This is a genomic window from Streptomyces sp. NPDC059718 (assembly GCF_042733315.1).
Taxonomy (GTDB): domain Bacteria; phylum Actinomycetota; class Actinomycetes; order Streptomycetales; family Streptomycetaceae; genus Actinacidiphila.
Window position 1 is genome coordinate 46,469 of the sequence record NZ_JBHWGA010000031.1, and the last position, 18,573, is coordinate 65,041.

17 protein-coding genes are annotated in these 18,573 nt (G+C 74.2%); 8 read left to right on the plus strand and 9 right to left on the minus strand.

What is annotated here, in order from left to right:
- The first annotated feature begins 269 nt into the window (after positions 1-269).
- Positions 270-1,364: an aminoglycoside phosphotransferase family protein gene (locus ACFV3E_RS30275; RefSeq protein WP_500537559.1), complete on the plus strand. Its 1,095-nt coding sequence runs from the start codon at positions 270-272 to the stop codon at positions 1,362-1,364.
- Between the two features lie 319 nt (positions 1,365-1,683).
- The gene (locus ACFV3E_RS30280; protein WP_500537560.1) at positions 1,684-3,693 is read left to right on the plus strand and encodes an N-acetylmuramoyl-L-alanine amidase; all 2,010 of its coding nucleotides are present in this window, start codon (positions 1,684-1,686) and stop codon (positions 3,691-3,693) included.
- Here the strand turns inward: ACFV3E_RS30280 and ACFV3E_RS30285 are convergent.
- The 7 genes from ACFV3E_RS30285 to ACFV3E_RS30315 all read right to left on the minus strand — a co-directional run bounded on the left by ACFV3E_RS30285 (position 3,656) and on the right by ACFV3E_RS30315 (position 11,841).
- Entirely contained in the window at positions 3,656-4,156 is a 501-nt protein-coding gene (locus ACFV3E_RS30285) for a hypothetical protein (protein ID WP_500370741.1), read from the minus strand. The two genes, ACFV3E_RS30280 and ACFV3E_RS30285, sit on opposite strands and share 38 nt — an antisense overlap.
- Before the next feature lie 49 nt (positions 4,157-4,205).
- Positions 4,206-7,088 carry an ATP-binding protein gene (locus ACFV3E_RS30290; protein WP_500537561.1) on the minus strand — a complete coding sequence of 961 codons (2,883 nt, stop codon included), beginning with the start codon at positions 7,086-7,088 and terminating at the stop codon, positions 4,206-4,208.
- 382 nt (positions 7,089-7,470) lie between these two features.
- Entirely contained in the window at positions 7,471-7,710 is a 240-nt protein-coding gene (locus ACFV3E_RS30295) for a DUF397 domain-containing protein (RefSeq protein WP_018561140.1), read from the minus strand.
- A gap of 108 nt (positions 7,711-7,818) precedes the next feature.
- Positions 7,819-8,997: a thiolase family protein gene (locus ACFV3E_RS30300; protein ID WP_500370739.1), complete on the minus strand. Its 1,179-nt coding sequence runs from the start codon at positions 8,995-8,997 to the stop codon at positions 7,819-7,821.
- Positions 8,994-10,067, minus strand: a complete 1,074-nt coding sequence (locus ACFV3E_RS30305) for a thiolase family protein (RefSeq protein ID WP_500537562.1) — start codon at positions 10,065-10,067, stop codon at positions 8,994-8,996. The genes ACFV3E_RS30300 and ACFV3E_RS30305 overlap by 4 nt, the downstream gene beginning before the upstream one ends.
- Positions 10,064-11,017 (minus strand): OB-fold nucleic acid binding domain-containing protein, encoded by a 954-nt coding sequence (locus ACFV3E_RS30310; protein ID WP_500537563.1) that lies wholly within the window; start codon positions 11,015-11,017, stop codon positions 10,064-10,066. Before ACFV3E_RS30310 ends, ACFV3E_RS30305 begins: the two co-directional genes overlap by 4 nt.
- Before the next feature lie 20 nt (positions 11,018-11,037).
- The gene (locus ACFV3E_RS30315; RefSeq protein ID WP_500537564.1) at positions 11,038-11,841 is read right to left on the minus strand and encodes a crotonase/enoyl-CoA hydratase family protein; all 804 of its coding nucleotides are present in this window, start codon (positions 11,839-11,841) and stop codon (positions 11,038-11,040) included.
- 189 nt (positions 11,842-12,030) lie between these two features.
- On the opposite strand from ACFV3E_RS30315, the gene ACFV3E_RS30320 reads away from it, so the two are divergent.
- The 6 genes from ACFV3E_RS30320 (at position 12,031) to ACFV3E_RS30345 (ending at position 16,928) form a co-directional block, all read left to right on the plus strand.
- Positions 12,031-13,662: an acyl-CoA synthetase gene (locus ACFV3E_RS30320; RefSeq protein ID WP_500537565.1), complete on the plus strand. Its 1,632-nt coding sequence runs from the start codon at positions 12,031-12,033 to the stop codon at positions 13,660-13,662.
- Positions 13,663-13,743: 81 nt separating this feature from the next.
- Complete coding sequence (locus tag ACFV3E_RS30325; RefSeq protein ID WP_500537566.1) at positions 13,744-14,265, plus strand: isochorismatase family protein; 522 nt, start codon at positions 13,744-13,746, stop codon at positions 14,263-14,265.
- Positions 14,256-14,921 (plus strand): phosphotransferase, encoded by a 666-nt coding sequence (locus ACFV3E_RS30330; RefSeq protein WP_500537567.1) that lies wholly within the window; start codon positions 14,256-14,258, stop codon positions 14,919-14,921. Before ACFV3E_RS30325 ends, ACFV3E_RS30330 begins: the two co-directional genes overlap by 10 nt.
- Positions 14,922-15,158: 237 nt before the next feature.
- On the plus strand, positions 15,159-15,707 hold the full coding sequence (cpt, locus tag ACFV3E_RS30335) for a chloramphenicol phosphotransferase CPT (RefSeq protein ID WP_500537568.1): 549 nt from the start codon (positions 15,159-15,161) through the stop codon (positions 15,705-15,707).
- Between the two features lie 214 nt (positions 15,708-15,921).
- A complete protein-coding gene (locus tag ACFV3E_RS30340; RefSeq protein WP_500537569.1) occupies positions 15,922-16,509 on the plus strand; it encodes a cysteine dioxygenase in 588 nt (195 codons plus the stop codon).
- Positions 16,506-16,928 (plus strand): rhodanese-like domain-containing protein, encoded by a 423-nt coding sequence (locus tag ACFV3E_RS30345; RefSeq protein ID WP_500537570.1) that lies wholly within the window; start codon positions 16,506-16,508, stop codon positions 16,926-16,928. Before ACFV3E_RS30340 ends, ACFV3E_RS30345 begins: the two co-directional genes overlap by 4 nt.
- Here the strand turns inward: ACFV3E_RS30345 and ACFV3E_RS30350 are convergent.
- The gene (locus ACFV3E_RS30350; protein WP_500537571.1) at positions 16,897-17,595 is read right to left on the minus strand and encodes an alpha/beta fold hydrolase; all 699 of its coding nucleotides are present in this window, start codon (positions 17,593-17,595) and stop codon (positions 16,897-16,899) included. The genes ACFV3E_RS30345 and ACFV3E_RS30350 overlap by 32 nt on opposite strands.
- Before the next feature lie 92 nt (positions 17,596-17,687).
- Positions 17,688-18,509, minus strand: a complete 822-nt coding sequence (locus tag ACFV3E_RS30355; protein WP_500370729.1) for a universal stress protein — start codon at positions 18,507-18,509, stop codon at positions 17,688-17,690.
- Between the last annotated feature and the right edge of the window lie 64 nt (positions 18,510-18,573).

Sequence of the window (18,573 nt, forward strand, 5' to 3'; positions counted from 1 at the left end):
GCGCCACCCGGCCCGGCAACCGCCGGCTCGCGAACGGTCGCATATGAACAACTTTCGAAAAACGCCGATCAGCGTTGAACAACTCGAGAGGCATGTGCGTACTGGTACGCGAGGGGCGTACGGCGCGTGGACAGTTCGGACCGCCGGCCCGGACCCGCATTCCCCAGGGTGCGGGACCGGACGCCGACTCCGGCTCCGGATCCGTCCACGCGCCGGCCCCGCCACCTCGTCAAGAGCTCGTTGGCACACGAAGGGATCTGTCTCCCCATATGTATTCAGCATCGTCCTCCGTGTCCGCACCGCCCCGGCCGACCCAGCTCCCGGGGTTCACCGGGACAGGGACCGCCATACGTCCTCGTCCGGTGCTGCCCGCTCCGCGCAGGGGCGCGCCGGGAACCTCCCACCCGCTCAGCGGGAGGCTCGACTTGACCGGTCCCCAAGGCGCGCAGCTGCGCTCGGCCATCGCCTCGGTGCAGCGCATCTGTCCCGAGTTCACGCCCGTCCAGATGCTGCGGCGCAGCGGCCGCTCGGTGCTGCTGGTCGGCACCTCCGGCCGTGCCCCCGCGGTCGCCAAGTGCCTGCTGGACCACTCCCCCGCCTGGGTGGAGCGGTACCGGCACGAGATCGGCGCGTACCGGGCGTTCGTACGGCACCGGCCGCCGGTCAGGGCGCCGCGGCTGATCGCCGCCGACCCCGAGAGCTGCACGCTCGTGCTGGAGCGCATGCCCGGACGGGTCGCGGCCCTGCAGCGGCACCCCTCGGAGGCTCCGCCGCGGGCCGACGTGCGGATGGCGCTCAGCGCGATCTCCCGGGTCAACATGTGGCGTCCGCCGGCCGGGATCTTCGACGCCCCCGTCGACTACGCGGCGCGGCTGTCCCGTTACCACGAGCTGGGACTGCTCACCGACCGGGACATGGGCGACCTGCAGAAGCTGCTGCACGGACTGGCGCACGCGCAGGGCCAGTTCAACCACGGCGACGCCCTGCTCTCCAACATCCTGCTCTCCCCGGCCGGCCCGGTGCTGGTCGACTGGGAGCACGCCGGCTGGTACCTGCCCGGCTACGACCTGGCGGTGCTCTGGATGATCCTGGGCGACGACCCGGTCACCCGGCGGCAGATCAGCCAGATGGCGCAGGCCGCCGGACCGATCGCGCGTGACGCCTTCCTGGTGAACCTGATGCTGGTGGTCACCCGCGAGATCCGCACCTACGAGACGGCCGTGCAGCGCACGATGCGCAGCACCATCCCGGCAGGTCCGGGCGCGGCCGAGGCCGGCGAGGAGCAGCGCCTGCTGCTGCGCCGGCTGCACGACGACGCGGGCCTCGCCCGGCGGGCCGTCAGGGCCGCCGTCGGTACGAGGTGACCTTCCGGCCGGTTCCCGGGCGGAAGAGGAGGAACCGGTGCGTGGTGGACGGCGGAGCACCGCGGTCGCGGACCCGGGGACCAGGGGAGGGTCCTCCGGTGCCGTCGCGGTGCCGCCCGGGCGGCCTCACGGCCGGGACGGCACCGCCGGTGGTCCAGTCCACTGACGCACCGCAGGCCATGGCGCCCGTGCGGGGAAAGCTCCCGGCACGGGCGCTGACATGCGTAAACAGCCTTCACAGCGCCTAGTTGACGGATCGTCGACCAACGGATACCTCTGTGGTGCCGAACGGCCCCGTGCGTCACCACAGGAGGCTGCAGTGCGAGGAACCCCCCACAACGCGAGACGCCCGCGCAAGGTCGTCACCGCCGCAACGGTCACCGTGGCCGTCGGCGCCCTGCTCTCCGCGCTGTCGCCGCTGCCCGCGGCCGGCGCGGCCCCGCAGGAGCGGGACGCGCCGCTCCGGCAGGCCTTCCAGGACGCCGCGGAACGTCATCACGTCCCGGAGAGCGTGCTGATGGGCGTGGCCTACCTGGAGTCGCGCTGGGACACCCACCGCGGACTGCCCAGCGTCACCGCCGGATACGGCCCCATGCACCTCACGGACGCCCGGACGGCGCTCACCGATGTGCCCCGGCGGGGTGATGGCGGTGACGACCCGCGCGGCGACGTGGGACGTCCCCTCGCCGACGTGGGGCTGCCCGCCGCGGACACCCGTGCGCTGCCCTCGACGCTCACCACGCTGGACCGCGCCGCCGGGCTGACCGGGCTGAGCGCCGAGGAGCTGCGCGAGGACCCGGCGGCCAACGTCGAGGGGGGCGCGGCGCTGCTGGCCCAGGCCCAGAAGTCGCTGGGCGCACCCCTGAGTTCGGACCCGGCCCGCTGGTACGGCGCGGTGGCGCGCTACTCGGGCGCCGACGACACCGCCACGGCGTCGGTCTTCGCCGACGACGTCTTCCAGGTCATCCGTGAGGGTGTCAAGCGCACAACGGACGACGGGGAGGGCCTCGCCCTCGCCGCGCACCCCGGGCTCGCGCCGGAGACCGCCCAGCTCCGCTCCCTGGGTCTGCGCACCGTCGCCGCGGACGGGACGGAGTGCCCGCGCACGATCGCGTGCGAATGGCTCCCGGCCCCGTACGAGGAGTACGGCACGGGCGACTACGGCAACCACGACCTCGCCGACCGCCCGCACGACCAGAAGATCGACTACATCGTCGTCCACGACACCGAGGCCACCTGGGACACCACGCTCCAGCTGGTGCAGAAGCCGGACTACCTGGCGTGGCACTACTCGATCCGCTCCGCGGACGGCCACGTCGACCAGCACGTGAGGACCAAGGACGTCGGCTGGCACGCGGGCAACTGGTACGTCAACGCCAAGTCCGTCGGCATCGAGCACGAGGGCTTCCTCACCGATCCCGGCGCCTGGTACACCGAGGCCATGTACCGGGCGTCGGCCCGGCTGGTCCGCTACCTGGCCGGGCGTTACGGCATCCCGCTGGACCGGCAGCACATCCTGGGCCACGACAACGTCCCGGGACCGACCCCCGCGAACATCCCGGGGATGCACACCGACCCCGGCCCGTACTGGGACTGGGCGCACTACTTCCAGCTCCTGGGAGCGCCCTTCCGGCAGACCGCCAGGCCGGGCAGCGCCCTGGTGACGATCGACCCGGACTACGTCTCCAACCGGCCCGTCTACACGGGGTGCGCGAGCGCCGGTGACACCTGCCCGTCCCACGGTTCCACGGCCGTCCGGCTCCACACCGAGCCCCGCGAGGACGCCCCGCTCGTCAAGGACGTCGGTCTGCACGGGGAGGCCCCCTCCACGACCGGGGTGAACGACACCGGCGCCCGTGCCTCGACCGGCCAGCAGTTCGCGGTGGCCGGGCGGCGCGGGGACTGGACGGCGATCTGGTACCTGGGCCAGAAGGCCTGGTTCCACGACCCCAGGGCGCACCGGACCGCCCTGCCGGCCACGGGCCGGCTGGTCACGCCGAAGGAGGGCCGAGCCGAGGTCCCGGTGTACGGGCGCGCCTACCCGGAGGCGTCCGCCTACCCCGCGGGCGTCCCGGTGCAGCCGGACTCCCCGCTGCCGTACAAGCTGCTCGCGGGCCAGAGCTACGCGGTGGGCCTGGCGACGCACGGCGAGTACTACCGGGCGGTCACCTTCGACGCCTCCCAGCACGTGGTGGTGCGCGGGGAGCAGCTCTACTACGAGATCCAGTTCGGCCACCGGGTGGCCTGGGTCAAGGCCGAGGACGTGACCCTGCGGCCCTCCTGGGCCCCGCTCAGCCCTGCTGGAACATCTCCGCGGGGAGGGGCTTGAGCAACTGGTAGAGGTCGTCGGTGATCGGGCGGTCCCAGGTCGCGATGGTGACCTGGACGCCGTCGCTGCGGTCGAACTGCGTGCAGGCGATGCGCCCCTCGGAGAGCTTCACCTTGCGCACGATCAGCAGGTTGTCACCGTGCATGACCGGGGTGTCCTCGGTGCCGACGACCTCGACCGGCTCGTCGTTGCCGAGGGCCAGCAGCAGCTGGGCGACCTCGAAGGGGATCTGGCCCTCTTCGAGGTCGCGGGCGGGCGAGCCCTCGGGGAGGTTGCCGATCAGCATGGCGGGCCCGCGCCCGCCGAAGAGGTCGTAGCGCAGGAAGATGCCCTGGCAACTACCGTCCTCCCCGGGCAGCAGCCCGGCGCCGAGTTCGCCCGGCCAGTCGCCCGGGTCCATGGCCAGGACGTCGAATTCCGGCCCTGTGGGCGTTGCGGCGCTGCGGCGGCGGAGGAACGACATGCGCCCATCGTACGGTCCCCGGGCCGCCCGTGTGCCCGGGGTCGCGTCGCTACGGGGTCAGCGCCCGGGACAGGCCCGCCCGGTCGGTGCCGATCTTGCGGTAGACGGCGGAGAGCAGACGGGTGACGCCCTCCACGTCGGTGTCCAGACCTGCGGCGATCTGCTCGTCGTCCTCACCGCGGGCGGCCCGCGAGGCGGCCACCCGTTCCTGGGCGGTGAGGGCGTCGGTCTCCGTCGTACGGAGCCTGCGTGGGCGCAGTCCGGCGGCGGCGAGTTCGTCGCGGGCGCGCTCGGCCAGTTGGTCGGCTCCGCAGTGGACGGCGGTCTCCAGGCCCCGGTAGAGCTGCTCGGCCGCCTCGTGGAGCCGGGCCTCGCGGCGCAGGGCGGCACCGTGGTCGACCAGGGCCCGGGCCAGCTCGTAGCCGGCCGGTGAGCGCTCCAGGTGCGTGACCGCCTCCTGCAGCAGCTTGAGCCGGTCGGATTCCGCGGCCACCTCGGCGGAGACCCGCAGCGCCTGGCCGATCGACGAAGCGGTGCCGTACTGGCGGGCGCGTTCGACGGCGTCGGCGGCGGTGGCACGGGCCCGCTCCGGGGTGTCCCGGGCCTCGGCGAGCGCGAGGTGGAGCTTCCACGGGGACCAGGCGGGATTGCGGATGCCCCGCGGGTCGAGCCGGCGGCCGCACGACTCGAGCTGGGCGATGGCCTCGTTGACCATGCCCCGGGCGAGCAGCAGTTCGCCGTAGACGGTCTGGGCGTCGGGGAAGGTGACGGCCGCCGGGAAGGGCTCGCAGAAGTCGTACTCCTCGGCGAGGGCCGCGGCCTCGCGGAGCCGGCCCCGGGCGAGCAGGATCTCGACGAGGATCGCCACGGTGTACCAGACGACCGGGGTGCCGCGGCCGACGCGGTCGGCGAGCCGCAGGCCGTCGCGGGCGAAGTCCTCGGCCTCGGCGAGGCGTCCGCGGCGGTAACGCACGTACCCGAGCAGGGAGTAGCCGAAGGCGAGGTGGGCGCCGCGCCATCCCTGGCGCTCGTAGTCGCCGATGCCGGCGGCGAAGAGCTCCTCGGCGCGGCCGGGCCGGTCGGCGTACATGTACGTCATCGCGACGAGGACCGGGACCTCGAAGCCGAAGTCCTCGCTGGCCCAGGGCAGTCCGCCGTCCAGGGCGCGGTCGGAGTGCCGCAGCGCGGTATCGGCGGGCTCGCCGCGAAGGGTGGCGTCCCAGGCGCGCAGGCCGATGATGTAGCGCTCGGTCAGGTCGCGTCCGGTCAGCCGGTCGGCCAGGCGGGCCAGCCGGCGGGAGCGGGCCGGGGAGTCGGGTTCGTCGGAGCGGAAGGCGTCCCACATGAACTGCTCTTCCTGCATCCGCAACCGGGCCCGCGCGTTGGTGGCGGTCCGGGCGGCCTGTCCGACGGTGTCCGCGGCCTCGCCGAGCCGGTCGGAGTGGGCCAGCGCCTGGGAGAGCCGGTAGGTGATCGCGTCGCGCAGCGCCGGGTCGACGACGGGCTCCTCGAGCGCGGCGCGCAGATGGTTGACGGTGGTCGCCGGCTCGGTGAGCAGGGAGGAGCAGCCGAGCTCGAACAGCACGGCGGCCCGGTCCTCGAACGGGGGCGGCTCGCGCAGGGCCCGCGCGAGGTAGCGGCGGGCCGCGTCGGGGGCGCCGGCCCGGGCGGTGTCCCGGGCGGCCTGGCGCAGCTGGCCGACGACCCAGGGGTCGCCCTCGGGGTGGGTCTCCAGCAGGTGGCGGGCGGCGGCGGAGGGTCCGAGCCCGGCGTCCACGACGGACCAGGCGGCCTGTCCGTGCAGGGCGACCCGGACGGCGTCGGGGATCGCCCGGTACACGGCGGTGGCGATGAGGGGGTGGACGAACTCCAGGACGTCGCTGCCGGTGAGGATGCGGGCCTTGCGGAGCCGGTCCGCGGCGTCGGCGGCCTCCTCGCCGCCCAGGCCCGCCACGCTCGCGGCGATCGCCGGCGAGATGGACGTGCCGAGGACGGCCGCGGCCCACGCCATGCGGACGGTGGAGGTGCCCAGGCGTTCCAGGCGGGCGATGAGTCCGCTGCCCTTGGCGGCGGCGGCGAGGTCGCGCAGGAGGTGCGCGCTGGACTCGTCGGGGCGCAGCGCCCGGTCGAGGACCTTGGCGGTGAGTTCCACGGCCTCGAAGGGGTTGCCGGCGGTGACGGCCCAGGCCTCGCGGCAGAACGCGTCGTCGGCGTGGTCGCCCACGGCGTCGCGGATGAGCCGGCCGATGGCGGCGGCGCTGAGCGGTTCCAGGCCGAGCGGGCGGGTGCCGGAGCGGTCGGGCAGGCCGCGGAACGCCTCGGCGTGGGCGGGGAGTTCGTCGGGGCGGTAGGCCACGACGACGAGCATGGGGAGTTCCTCGGCGCGCGGTGCGAAGGCGGCCAGCCAGCCCAGGGACTCGGGGTCGGCCCAGTGGGCGTCGTCGAGCACGAGGACCACGGGGGCACGCCGGACGGCGATGTGGGTGAGGACCCAGTCGAGTCCGTCCGCGAGGCCCTGCGGGTCCGGGGGCGCGCCCTCGCCGTCGGTGCACAGCCCCAGGGCGGGGCCGACGATGCCGTACCAGCTGCCGAGGGTGGTGCGGAGCACCCCGTCACCGGCTCCGGCGAGCTGCGGCTGCAGCAGCTGGCGGGCGACGTGGAAGGCGACGCCCTGTTCCTGGTCGCCGCCGCGGGCGTACAGGACGGTGCAGCCGAGGGCGGAGGCCCGGCGCCGGGTCTCCGCGAGCAGGGTCGTCTTGCCGAGGCCCGCGGGGGCCGCGAAGGCGAGCACGCCGCCGCGCCGTGTGCCGGCGCGGGGGTGGTCCCCCTCGGCCCGTATGCCCGTGAGTTCGGCCAGCGCCTCGTCGACGGCCACGAGCTCGACCTCGCGTTCGAGGAGCGGTCGCCGGGACTTCGGTGTGCGCCGCGCCATAGTGCACCCCCTGCCCCTGATCCGGCGCGCGCCGGGGCGCGCCGGTGATGCTCGGACACCTGTCCGATGGCACCTCAGCGTACGCCACCAGGGACCCTGCGTGAGTACATAAATGCGAAGTGGTGACGGCTGTTCACAATCGTCCGCGGAATGATCGACCCTGCTCGATCAGGTGCGCCCACGTGCGGGAACGCGTCACCGTGATGCCCCCGGTACATGCCGGACCGGTAGCCATACGACGACCTGTCAGGTGCATTCCCCGGGGACCTACCGCGGGCGCGGAACCGGGGACACCAAGGCCTCCGGGGCGCGCCGGGCCGGGTGCGCCGGCAGCCCGTCGTCGTGGACGGGACGGGCTGCCGGACACGCCCGTGAGCTTCCGTCAGGTGAGGTCGAACTCGCCGTCGCGGGCACCGAGGACGAAGGCCCGCCATTCCGCCGGGGTGAAGATCAGCGAGGGCCCCTCGGGGCTCCGGCCGTCCCTCATGGCGATGTAGCCCTCGACGAAGGCGATCTGGACGTCTCCTGTGCCCTGGCTGCTCGACTGCCATGTTGCGTTGGCCAGATCAAGCTGCGGCTTCTTCCCGTTGGCCAACGGCGATCCGATCGTGCTCTCGGCCACGTCCGCTCTCCTCCCGACTCCGTCGTCCGGGCCAGCCTAGCGACCGTGCCGGGGCCCGGACAGGTCATGGAAGAACCTGCCCGGACCCGGTACCGGTTCATGCCCGCTTCACTCTCCGGGGTGTCCCGATCCGACCACCCACATGGAGAAGAACTGCGAACCCCCGCCGTAGGCGTGGCCCAGCGCCAGCCGTGCCCCGTCCACCTGGTGCCCGCCCGCCGTGCCGCGCACCTGGAGGGCCGCCTCGGCGAAGCGGATCATCCCCGAGGCGCCGATCGGATTGGTGGACAGCACACCACCCGAAGGGTTGACGGGCAGGTCGCCGTCGAGCTCCGTCACCCCCGACTCGGTGAGCTTCCAGCCCTCGCCCTCCTGGGCGAAGCCGAGGTTCTCCAGCCACATCGGCTCGTACCAGGAGAAGGGCACGTACATCTCCACGGCGTCGATCTGCCGCCGCGGATCGGTGATGCCCGCCTGCCGGTAGACGTCGGCCGCGCAGTCGCGTCCGGCCCGGGGGCTGACGAAGTCCTTGCCCGCGAACATCGTGGGCTCGCTGCGCATCGCCCCGCCGTGCACCCAGGCCACCGGTCCGGGGGCGCGGCGCCCGCCCGCCCCGTCGGTGAGCACCATCGCGCAGGCGCCGTCGGAGGACGGGCACGTCTCGGAGTAGCGGATCGGGTCCCAGAGCATGGGCGAGGAACGCACCTTCTCCAGGGTGATGTCCTTCTCGTGCAGATGGGCGTACGGGTTCCTCAGCGCGTTGCGCCGGTCCTTGTACGCGACGAGGACGCCCACGGTGTCGGGCGCGCCGGTGCGCCGCATGTAGGCGCGCACGTGCGGCGCGAAGAACCCGCCCGCCCCGGCCAGCAGGGGCTGCTGGAAGGGGACGGGCAGCGACAGCCCCCACATCGCGTTGGACTCGGACTGCTTCTCGAAGGCGAGCGTCAGGACGGTGCGGTGCACCCGCGCGGCCACCAGGCTGGTCGCGACGAGCGCGGTGGAGCCGCCCACGGAACCCGCGGTGTGCACCCGCATCATGGGCTTGCCGACCGCGCCGAGGGCGTCGGCGAGGTACAGCTCGGGCATCATCACGCCCTCGAAGAAGTCCGGGGCCTTGCCGATGACGACCGCGTCGACGTCCGCCCAGGTCATCGAGGCGTCCACCAGGGCACGCTGCGCCGCCTCGCGGACGAGTCCCGCGATGGAGACGTCGTGCCGCGCCGAGGTGTGGTGGGTCTGGCCGACGCCGACGACCGCGACGGGTTCCTTGCCGGTCACCGCGCTCATCGGTCCTCCCCTTCCAGGACGGCGACCAGGTTCTGCTGCAGGCAGGGCCCGGACGTGGCGTGGGCGAGCGCGCGGCGGGACTCGCCGCGGTGGATGCGGGCGGCGGCCTCGCCGAGCCGGATCAGGCCGGCGGCCATCACGGGGTTCGCGGTGAGCGGGCCGCCCGAGGGGTTGACCGTGACGTCGTCCCCCAGGCCGAGTGCCTTGCGGAGCACGACCTCCTGGGAGGTGAAGGGGGCGTGCAGCTCCGCGGTGTCGACGGGTGCGTCGAAGGCCCCGGCGCGTTCCGCGGCCAGCCGGGCGGAGGGTGAGTCGGTGAGGTCGCGGACGCCGAGCGCGTGGGCCTCGATGCGGTGGTCCATGCCGCGGATCCAGGCGGGGCGCTCACACAGCCGCCGGGCGGTGTCCCCGGCGGCCAGCACCACCGCGGCCGCGCCGTCGCCGACCGGCGGGCAGTCGCCCCGGCGCAGCGGCCGCACCACGTACGCGCCCTGCGGCCGGTCGCCGGACTCCTGGGCGTACGGATTGCTCCCGGCGGCGGTCCGGCTGCGGCCGGCGACGGCGGCGAGCGCGGTTTCGTCCGTGTCGCCCGCGTCGATCAGCGCCTGGGCCTGGAGCGCGGCCAGGGCGACGGAGTCGGGCCACAGCGGCGCCAGGTAGTAGGGGTCGAGCTGGCGGGTCAGCACGTCCCGCAGCCGCCCCGGCGAGGACTTGCCGTAGGAGTAGACCAGGGCGGTGTCGGCCTCGCCGGTGAGGAGCTTGACCCAGGCCTCGTACAGCGCCCAGGCTCCGTCGGTCTCCACGTGCGACTCGGAGATCGGCGGCCAGGCCCCGACCCCGTCGAGCGCCATGGTGAAGGAGAAGGCCCGGCCCGCCAGGTAGTCGCAGGAGCCCGAGCAGGTGAAGCCGATCTCCCCCGCGGTGAGGCCGACCTGGTCCAGCACCTCGTGCAGCACCGGCATCAGCATCTCGACCTCGGAGAGGGTTGCGCTGTCGCGCACGTGGCGGGTCTGGGCGAAGGCCACGATGGCCACCTCCCGGCGCGCCTGCGGACTGGTCGCCGTGGTCACAGCAGCTCCTTGTAGGCGTCGTAGTCGGCGTCGGGCTCGCCGGTGGGCCGGTAGTGGTCGGGGTAGCGTCCGTCGCCGGTCCAGACGGGCTCCACGCGCAGGCCCATGCGCACCTGGTCGTACGGGATGCCGCCGATGCGTCCGTGCAGGGCGAGGCCGGCGCCGTCGAGGGCGATGTGGGCGTAGACGTAGGGCACCTCGATGTCGGCGCCCTTGGCCTTGATGTTGACGATGCAGAAGGTGGTGACCGTGCCGCGCGGGCCGACCTCGACCTGTTCGTTCGTGGCGACGCCGCAGGTGGGGCATGCCCCCCGGGGCGGGACGTAGACCTTGCGGCAGGAGGGGCACCGCTCGCCGACGGTGCGGTGCCCGGCGAGGGCGGCGAGGTAGCGGCTCTGGGCCCGGCCCGGGGCGTAGGTGTACTCCAGCCGGGCGGGCACGATGATGCCGGTGACGGGTTCGGCGAAGGCGCCGGTGTGCGCGGTCGCCACGGTCTCCCCGGCGGCGGCGTCGTCCGCGGCGGGTTCGAAGCACGCGATGTCGGTGACGGCGCCGGTGCGCCGTCCGGCCCAGCGGACGCGGACGCGCATGCCGGTGCGCACCGCCTCCGGGCCGGGTGCGTCCAGGACGTGCAGCAGCGCGGTGTCGGCGCCGTCGAGGCGGACCAGCACCCAGGCGAAGGGGGTGGCCAGCGGCTGCTGCGGCCGCGGCGACGGGTTCCAGGCCCAGGTCGTGACGGTGCCGGTGGTGCCGACCTCGACGAGGTCGCGCAGTTCCTCGGCGGTGACCGGGTCGTACTCGACGGGCGGCACGAGCACCCGCCCGTCCCCGGTGCGCACACCGAGGACGGTCCGCTCGCGCAACCCGGTGAGGAAGGCGCTCTGCACCGGGCCGAGGGAGCGGGTGAAGGGGAACTCGACGACGAGGGGCGCGGTGAGCGGTTCGGGCATGGCGGTGATGACCTCCCGTGTCAGGCGCGGCGGTAGACGGGCGGGCGCTTCTCGCCGAAGGCCCTGGCGCCCTCCTTGGCGTCGGCGGTGGCGAAGACGGGCCCGCCGCGCTCCAGTTCGGACCTCAGTCCCTCGGCCTCGGTCATCTCCGCGGTCTCGTAGACCGAGGCCTTGACGGCCTCGACGGCCAGCGGGCCGTTGGCGTTGACCAGTGCGGCGATCTCCAGCGCCTTGTCCAGGGCGGTGCCGTCGGGGACCACGTGGCCGATCAGCCCGATCCGCTCGGCCTCGGCGGCGGTGTAGGGACGGCCGGTGAGCAGCATCTCCAGGGCGTGCGTGCGCGGTATCTGGCGGGCGAGGCGGACGGTGGAGCCGCCGATGGGGAAGAGGCCGCGGCGCACCTCGAACAGGCCGAAGACCGCGCTCTCGCCCGCGACGCGGATGTCGGTGCCCTGGAGGATCTCGGTGCCGCCGGCCACGCAGGGCCCCTCGACGGCGGCGATCACCGGCTTGCGGGGGCGGTGGTGGCGCAGCATCGCCTTCCAGTGCAGGTCGGGGTCGGCGGTGAGCCGCTCCCGGTACTGCTGCCCCGCCATGCCGCCGTTCGCGGCGAGTGCCTTGAGGTCCATGCCGGAGCAGAAGGCTCCGCCGGCGCCGGTGAGGACCACGGAGCGGATCGCGTCGTCCTGGTCGGCCTCCAGCCAGCCGTCGTGGAGGCCCACGAGCATCGGCAGGGAGAGCGCGTTGCGCGCCTCCGGCCGGTTGAGGGTCAGTACGAGTGTCGCGCCGACGCGCTCCACCGTGAGGTGTTCGGTGCCGCCCATCGTCGTCCTCCCGCGTCGCGTACCGGACCTAGAACAGGTTGCAGTAGGCGCAGGTCGAGTTCAATACTTTTCTGACTGTCAGTCAGATTCTTGCCGCGGGACCCCTTCACAGCCCCCCTGCGGGGTGCTCTGATGACCGGCTGGGAGCCGGTAGCGCACCCGGTCCCCCGGCCCCGGTGAGGAGGAGCCGTGGAGTACAACCTTGCCGACCTCTTCGAGTCGGTCGCCGACACCGTGCCCGGCCGCGAGGCGCTGGTGCATCTCGACCACCCCGGCACGGGGGCCGAGCGCCGGCTCACGTACGCGCAGCTCGACGCGGCGGCCAACCGCCTGGCGCACCACCTGGCGGCGCACGGCGTCGCCCCCGGCGAACACGTGGGCCTGCACCTCCTCAACGGCGTCGAGTACCTGCAGACGGCGCTGGCCTGCATGAAGATCCGCGCCGTCCCGGTCAACGTCAACTACCGCTACGTGGCGGACGAGCTCGTCTACCTCTACCGCGACGCCGACCTCACGGCGCTCGTCTTCGACGCCGTGTTCACCGGCCGCGTCGCGGCGGCCCTGCCCCGTACCGATCGGCTGCGCCACCTGATACGGGTCGGCGACGCGCCACCCGACGCGCCCGAACCCGCCGTCGCACCGGTCGGCTTCGCCGACGCCGAGGCCTCCGGATCGCCCGCCCGCGACTTCCCCGCCCGCTCCGCCGACGACCGCTTCGTCATCTACACCGGCGGCACGACCGGCATGCCCAAGGGCGTCATGTGGCGCCACGAGGACCTCTTCTTCTCCGGCATGGGCGGCGGCGCCCCCACCGGCGTCCCCGTCTCCCGCCCCGAGGAACTCGCCGAACGGGTCGCGGCCGGCGGCGAGGGCCTGGTCTTCTTCCCCACCGCGCCGCTGATGCACGGCACCTCCACGCTGACCGCCTTCATCGGCTTCCACTACGGCCAGAAGGTCGTCGTCCACAGCAAGTACGCCCCCGTGGAGGTGCTGCGCACGATCGAGCGCGAGAAGGTCACCAGCGTCTCGCTGGTCGGCGACGCCATGCTGCGCCCCCTCGCCGACGTCCTGGCCGGACCGCTCAAGGACACCGACGTCTCCTCGCTGTTCAGCCTTTCCAGCTCCGGCGCGATCCTCTCCGAGACCGTGCGCGCGCAGTTCCAGGCGCTCGCCCCGAACTGCATGATCCTCAACAACTTCGGCTCGTCCGAGTCCGGCTTCAACGGCACCGCCACGGACGACTCCGGTCCGCGCAGGGGCTTCCGGCTGCGCGTCAGCGCGCACATCGCCGTCGTCGACCCCGCCTCCCTGGGGCCCGTGGCCCCCGGGGAACCCGGGCGCATCGCGCTGCGCGGGCACGTGCCCCTCGGCTACTACAACGACCCCGGCAAGACCGCCCAGACCTTCTTCGAGCGCGACGGCGAGCGCTGGGTGCTGCTCGGCGACATGGCCACCGTCGACGACGAGGGCATCGTCACCGTGCTCGGACGCGGCTCGCAGTGCATCAACACCGGCGGCGAGAAGGTCTACCCGGAGGAGGTCGAGGAGGCGCTGAAGGCCCACCCCGACGTGTACGACGCCCTGGTCGCAGGCGTCCCCGACCCGAAGTGGGGCCACCACGTATCGGCCGTCGTCCAGCTGCGCGAAGGCGCTCCGGCGCCCTCCCTGGAGGAGATCCAGACCCACTGCCGGGCCCGTCTCGCCGGCTACAAGGTGCCGCGCAGCCTCGTCATCACCCCCCTCATCCAGCGCTCCCCCAGCGGCAAGGCCGACTACCGCTGGGCCCGCGAGACGGCCGCGCAGGGAGCGGCCGGCGGCTGAACACCGAGGTGGGCCGAGCGTAGGTGCACCCGATGGCCGCGAGACCCTGCGCACGCGCGGCAGGGTACTTAAGGTGTGCCCATGACGCGTCTCGAGCCCCAGCGCACCGCACTTGTCGTGATCGACCTGATGGAACGCATCGTGGAGCTGCCGTTGGCTCCGCGGTCCGGAAAGGAGGTCGTGCTGGCGACGCTCGGACTCGCGACGGCCTTCCGGGAGGCGGGGGCGCCGGTCGTGCTGGTGCGCGTGGAGCGCCCCGGGGTCGACGAGCAGCCGCCGGGGAGCGAGCTCGTCGAAGGGCTGGAGCGGGAGGGCGACCTGGTGATCGTCAAGCGGACCGTGGGCGCCTTCCACGGCACCGGCCTGGACGGGCAGTTGCGGGAGCGCGGCATCGGCACCCTCGTGATCGCCGGCATCGCGACGAACATGGGCGTCGAGTCCACGGCCCGCGCGGCGGCCGACCACGGGTACGCACTCCACTTCGCCGAGGACGCGATGACCGCGCTGAGCGCGGCGGAGCACGAGGCCGCCGTGACGCTCGCCCTGCCGCGCTTCGGGACCGTGGCCCCGGCCGCCGAGCTGGCGAAGGCCCTGTGGAGCTGATCGGCGCGGGCCGCGACGCCGACGTCTACGCCCTCGACGGCACGCGGGTCCTGCGCCGCTACCGGCACGGCGGTTCGGCCCACGAGGAGGCCCGCCTGATGGCCCACCTCGCCGGCGTGGGGTTCGCGGTGCCCCGGGTGCACGACGCGGACGGCACCGACCTCGTCATGGACCGCCTGACGGGGCCCACCATGGCGCAGGACCTGGCCCGCAGGCCCTGGCGGGCGCACGCCCACGGACGCTTACTGGCCGGGCTGCAGGCGTCCCTGCACGCCGTCCCGGCGCCCGGCTGGCTCGGCGGCCGCTTCACCACCGGGGATCCCGCCCGGGACCGCGTCCTCCACCTGGACCTGCACCCGGAGAACGTCATCCTCACCCCGGACGGGCCGGTGCTGATCGACTGGAGCAACGCCGCCGCGGGCGACCCCGCCGCCGACACCGCGCTGACCGTCGCCATCCTGCGCGGCGTCGGCCTGGGCCCCGTGCGGAACGTCGGCCTGCGCGTCTTCGTCGCCGGGTTCCTCCACGCCGCCCCCGCCGACCCGGCGCCGAGGATGGCCGAGGCGATCGCCGCACGCCTCGCCAACCCCAATCTGCTGCCCGCCGAGGAACACAGACTCCGGCGCTTCGCCCGCCGCACGCCGCCCGGCAATTGACTCGCGGACCGCCCGGCACCGCCCCTTGGCCCTGTCGTCAAAGTCCCTCCCCCAGCCTTCGGCCGGGGATGCCCCCACGCTGCGTTGTCGAATCGTCCGAGTAGCCCACGACGAGGACGACTCTCCGCCTTGCGATGCACCGCACCTGGGGGCACCTCCCAGCGGAGCTGGGGGAACCGCGGGGCCCGCCCTCCGGGCGGCCACCGCTCCGTTGACGACAGGGCCTAGCCTGGCCCGATGGCCCACCACGTGATCGTGCTCAACGGCGGCTCCAGCTCCGGCAAGTCGGGCATCGCGCGCTGCCTGCAGGCGGTGCTCCTGCCGGACCCGTGGCTGACGTTCGGCACCGACACGCTCGTCGACGGCCTGCCCGCCGGGCTGCGGGGCTCCGGGGCCGGCGCGGGCATCGGCTTCGGTGCCGACGGGAGCGTGTCGGTCGGCGACACCTTCCGGGCCCTGGACGAGGCCTGGACGGCCGGCATCGCGGCCATGGCGCGGGCCGGTGCCCGGGTCGTCGTCGACGAGGTGTTCCTCGGCGGCCCCGCCTCGCAGGAGCGCTGGCGGCGCGCCCTGGACGGCCTGGAGGTGCTGTGGGTCGGTGTCCGCTGTGCCCCCGAAGTGGCTGCGGGCCGGGAGATCGCGCGGGGCGACCGGGTGGCGGGCATGGCGGCGGCGCAGGCGGAGGCGGTCCACCGGGGAGTCGTCTACGACATCGAAGTGGACACGACACGCATGGAGTCCATGGAGTGCGCGCGGGCCGTCGCGGCCCATGTGTCACCTGTGTGACGTACACGACGCCGGAGGGGACAGACCGGTGGTCCGTGTGCTTGCATGGGTCCATGCGCACGAACATCTGGAACCTGGGCCCCCTGTGGCCGGGACGCCGTGCGCACCACTTCGACCAGAGCTGTCGCCGGGGCTGACCTCCGTAGCCCCGACCACCCCATGACCTGCCCCCGCCCAGGCGGGGCACGTCGTGTTCCGCTCTGGAGCCCTTCCCATGGCCCTGCACCACCGGGCGAGCGGTCCCACCCCGCTCGTCCTCCCCCAACTGCGCGCGCTCGTCCGCGGCTACGCCGCCGCCGTCGAGGCCGGTGTCCACCTCCCGGTCCACCTGCCCGACCGCCGCTGGTACATCCGGCTGCACCAGGACCCCTACGTGGACGTCTGGCTGATCACCTGGCCGTGCGACACCTCCACCGAACTGCACGACCACGCGGGCTCCCTCGGCGCCCTGACCGTCGTCGGCGGCACGCTCACCGAGCACCGCTGGCTCCACGACGAGCGGGGCCACGGCCGCATCGCGACCCGCGAACTCGCCGCGGGCGGCGGCGCGGCCTTCCCGCTCGGGCACGTCCACGACGTCGTCAACGCCTCCGCCGCGCCCGCGGTGAGCGTGCACGCCTATTCGCCTCCCCTGACGGCGATGTCGTACTACGCGGTCGACGACGCGCGCTCGCTGCGGCGCACGCGTACCGTGCTGACGGACGAGCCGGAGCCCTCCGCGGTACCCCGCGCCGTCCCCCTGTCACGCGCCCTGGCCGTGACCGCGTCCGCGTCCACGACCGCTCCGGAGGCCGTCCGATGAACCCGCCCGCCACCGTCAGGTCCGGCATCGACCGGATGCTCGACCGCGCCCGGGCCCGGCTGGACCGGGTCGGACCCGACGACGCGGCGGCCGAGATCGCCGCGGGTGAGGCACTGCTGGTCGACATCCGCCCGGCGGCGCAGCGGGCCCGGGAGGGCGAGTTCCCGGACGCCCTGGTGATCGAGCGCAACGTCCTCGAATGGCGGCTGGACCCCCTGAGCGACGCCCGCGTCCCCGAGGCCACCGGCCCCGACGTGCGCTGGATCGTGGCGTGCTCCGAGGGCTACACCTCCAGCCTGGCGGCGGCCTCGCTGCTGGACGTCGGCCTGACCCGGGCCACCGACCTGGAGGGCGGTTTCCAGGCGTGGCTGCGGGCCGGGCTGCCGGTCAAGGGCGGGGCGCCGGAAGGAACCCCCTGACCTCGGCGAGGAAGTCCGCCGGGCGCTCCTGGTGGACCAGGTGCCCCGCCTCCACCGTCACCAGTCGCGCCCCCGGCACCCGGGCCGCGACGGCCGCGATGCCGTCCTGGGGGACGTGGCTGGCCGCTCCGCCGGCGAGGACCAGGGTGGGGCAGTCGATCGCCGCCAGCAGGTCCCACCAGCCCGGGTCGGGGGCGTTGCGCCAGCGGTTGACGGCCGCGATGACCCGCCAGTCGCAGGTCTCGTCCCCCTCGGGTCCGGACGGCACGGCCCGCGGCGGCACCTCCGGGTCCGGCGGCACGGGCTCCTCCAGGACGAGGGCGGTCAGCCGGGGCGACGACTCCGCCGCCACCAGGTAGGCGACGACCGCGCCCATCGAGTGCCCGGCCAGCACCACCGGCTCCGGGCCGAGGGCGTCCAGGAACGCCATGACGTCGTCGCGCATGGCCTCGAAGGCGTACTCGCCCGGCCAGTCGCTGGCGCCGTGGCCGCGCAGGTCGGGCGCGTACACCCGGTGGGCCGAGGCCAGCGCGGGCGCGACCGGCTGCCAGTCGGCGCCGTCCGAGCCGCGTCCGTGGAGCAGGACGAGGGGCGGTGCGTCCGCCTCGCCCCAGGTGCGGTAGGCCATCCGGATGCCGTTCACCTGCACGGTGTGGAGATCGCTCACCCGGGCGACGCTACCCGCCGGCGGGAGACGTCACTCGTCCGGGCGTCACCCGTTCGGATGCGCCCACCGCGAACGGCCCGCTCCCGCGGGCGTCAGTGCGGGACGACGGCCACCGGGCAGGCCGCGTGGTGCAGCACCGCGGCCGCCACGGGGCCCAGGTGCGGACCCGCGCCTCCGTGCCGGTTCCGGCACCGTCCGACGACCAGCAGCGAGGCACCGGCCGCCGCGTCCACCAGGGGCTGCGCGGCATTGCCCGCGGCGACCTCCTCCGTGATCTCCACACCGGGCGCCTTCTCCCGCCACGGCGCGAGGGCGGCCTGCACCGCGTGCCGCTCCGCCGCCGAGATCTCCGCGCCGCACGTGGGGTCCATGGCCGCGGGCACGTATCCGTACGTCGGCGGGTACGACCACGCGTGGACCACCCGCAGCTGCACCCCGCGCCGCCGCGCGTCCTCCACCGCGAAGGCCATCACCTCGTCGGCGCCCTGCCGCAGGCTGAAGCCCAGCACCACGGGCCGCCGGTCGTCCCCGGCTCCCTCGTCCTGGCCGGTGCGGACGACCACGACGGGACCTTCGGCGCGGGCCAGCGTCGCCTGCCCCACGGACCCGAGGAGGAAGCCGCTGAGCCCGCTCAGCCCCTGCGAGCCGAGCGCGAGCAACTCGCTGCGGCCCGCCTCCGCGACCAGCAGCTCCGCCGGCGGGCCGTCGGCCACGTCGGTCGTCACGGGCAGGTCCGGATACCGCTCGGCGAGGTCCTGTGCGGCGTCGCGCACCACCGCGTCGCCGTACGGGTGTCCCCCGGCGTGCACCAGGCGCAGCGGCACCGATCTCCGCAGCGCCTCCCCCGCCGCCCAGTGCATGGCGGCGTGGCTTTCCGGCGAGCCGTCCAGGCCCACGGTGACGGGTCGGGTCATCGGATGTGCCTCCCTCGCCTCCACAGTAGGCGCCGCCGCCCCGCCCGGCGCCCCGGCGGACGCG

Coding starts and splice junctions, on each gene's coding strand:
- ACFV3E_RS30275 (WP_500537559.1), top strand. CDS start 270: ATGTATTCAGCATCGTCCTCCGTGTCCGCACCGCCCCGGCCGACCCAG.
- ACFV3E_RS30285 (WP_500370741.1), bottom strand. CDS start 4,156: ATGTCGTTCCTCCGCCGCCGCAGCGCCGCAACGCCCACAGGGCCGGAA.
- ACFV3E_RS30290 (WP_500537561.1), bottom strand. CDS start 7,088: ATGGCGCGGCGCACACCGAAGTCCCGGCGACCGCTCCTCGAACGCGAG.
- ACFV3E_RS30300 (WP_500370739.1), bottom strand. CDS start 8,997: ATGAGCGCGGTGACCGGCAAGGAACCCGTCGCGGTCGTCGGCGTCGGC.
- ACFV3E_RS30310 (WP_500537563.1), bottom strand. CDS start 11,017: ATGCCCGAACCGCTCACCGCGCCCCTCGTCGTCGAGTTCCCCTTCACC.
- ACFV3E_RS30315 (WP_500537564.1), bottom strand. CDS start 11,841: ATGGGCGGCACCGAACACCTCACGGTGGAGCGCGTCGGCGCGACACTC.
- ACFV3E_RS30325 (WP_500537566.1), top strand. CDS start 13,744: ATGACGCGTCTCGAGCCCCAGCGCACCGCACTTGTCGTGATCGACCTG.
- cpt (WP_500537568.1), top strand. CDS start 15,159: ATGGCCCACCACGTGATCGTGCTCAACGGCGGCTCCAGCTCCGGCAAG.
- ACFV3E_RS30340 (WP_500537569.1), top strand. CDS start 15,922: ATGGCCCTGCACCACCGGGCGAGCGGTCCCACCCCGCTCGTCCTCCCC.
- ACFV3E_RS30345 (WP_500537570.1), top strand. CDS start 16,506: ATGAACCCGCCCGCCACCGTCAGGTCCGGCATCGACCGGATGCTCGAC.
- ACFV3E_RS30355 (WP_500370729.1), bottom strand. CDS start 18,509: ATGACCCGACCCGTCACCGTGGGCCTGGACGGCTCGCCGGAAAGCCAC.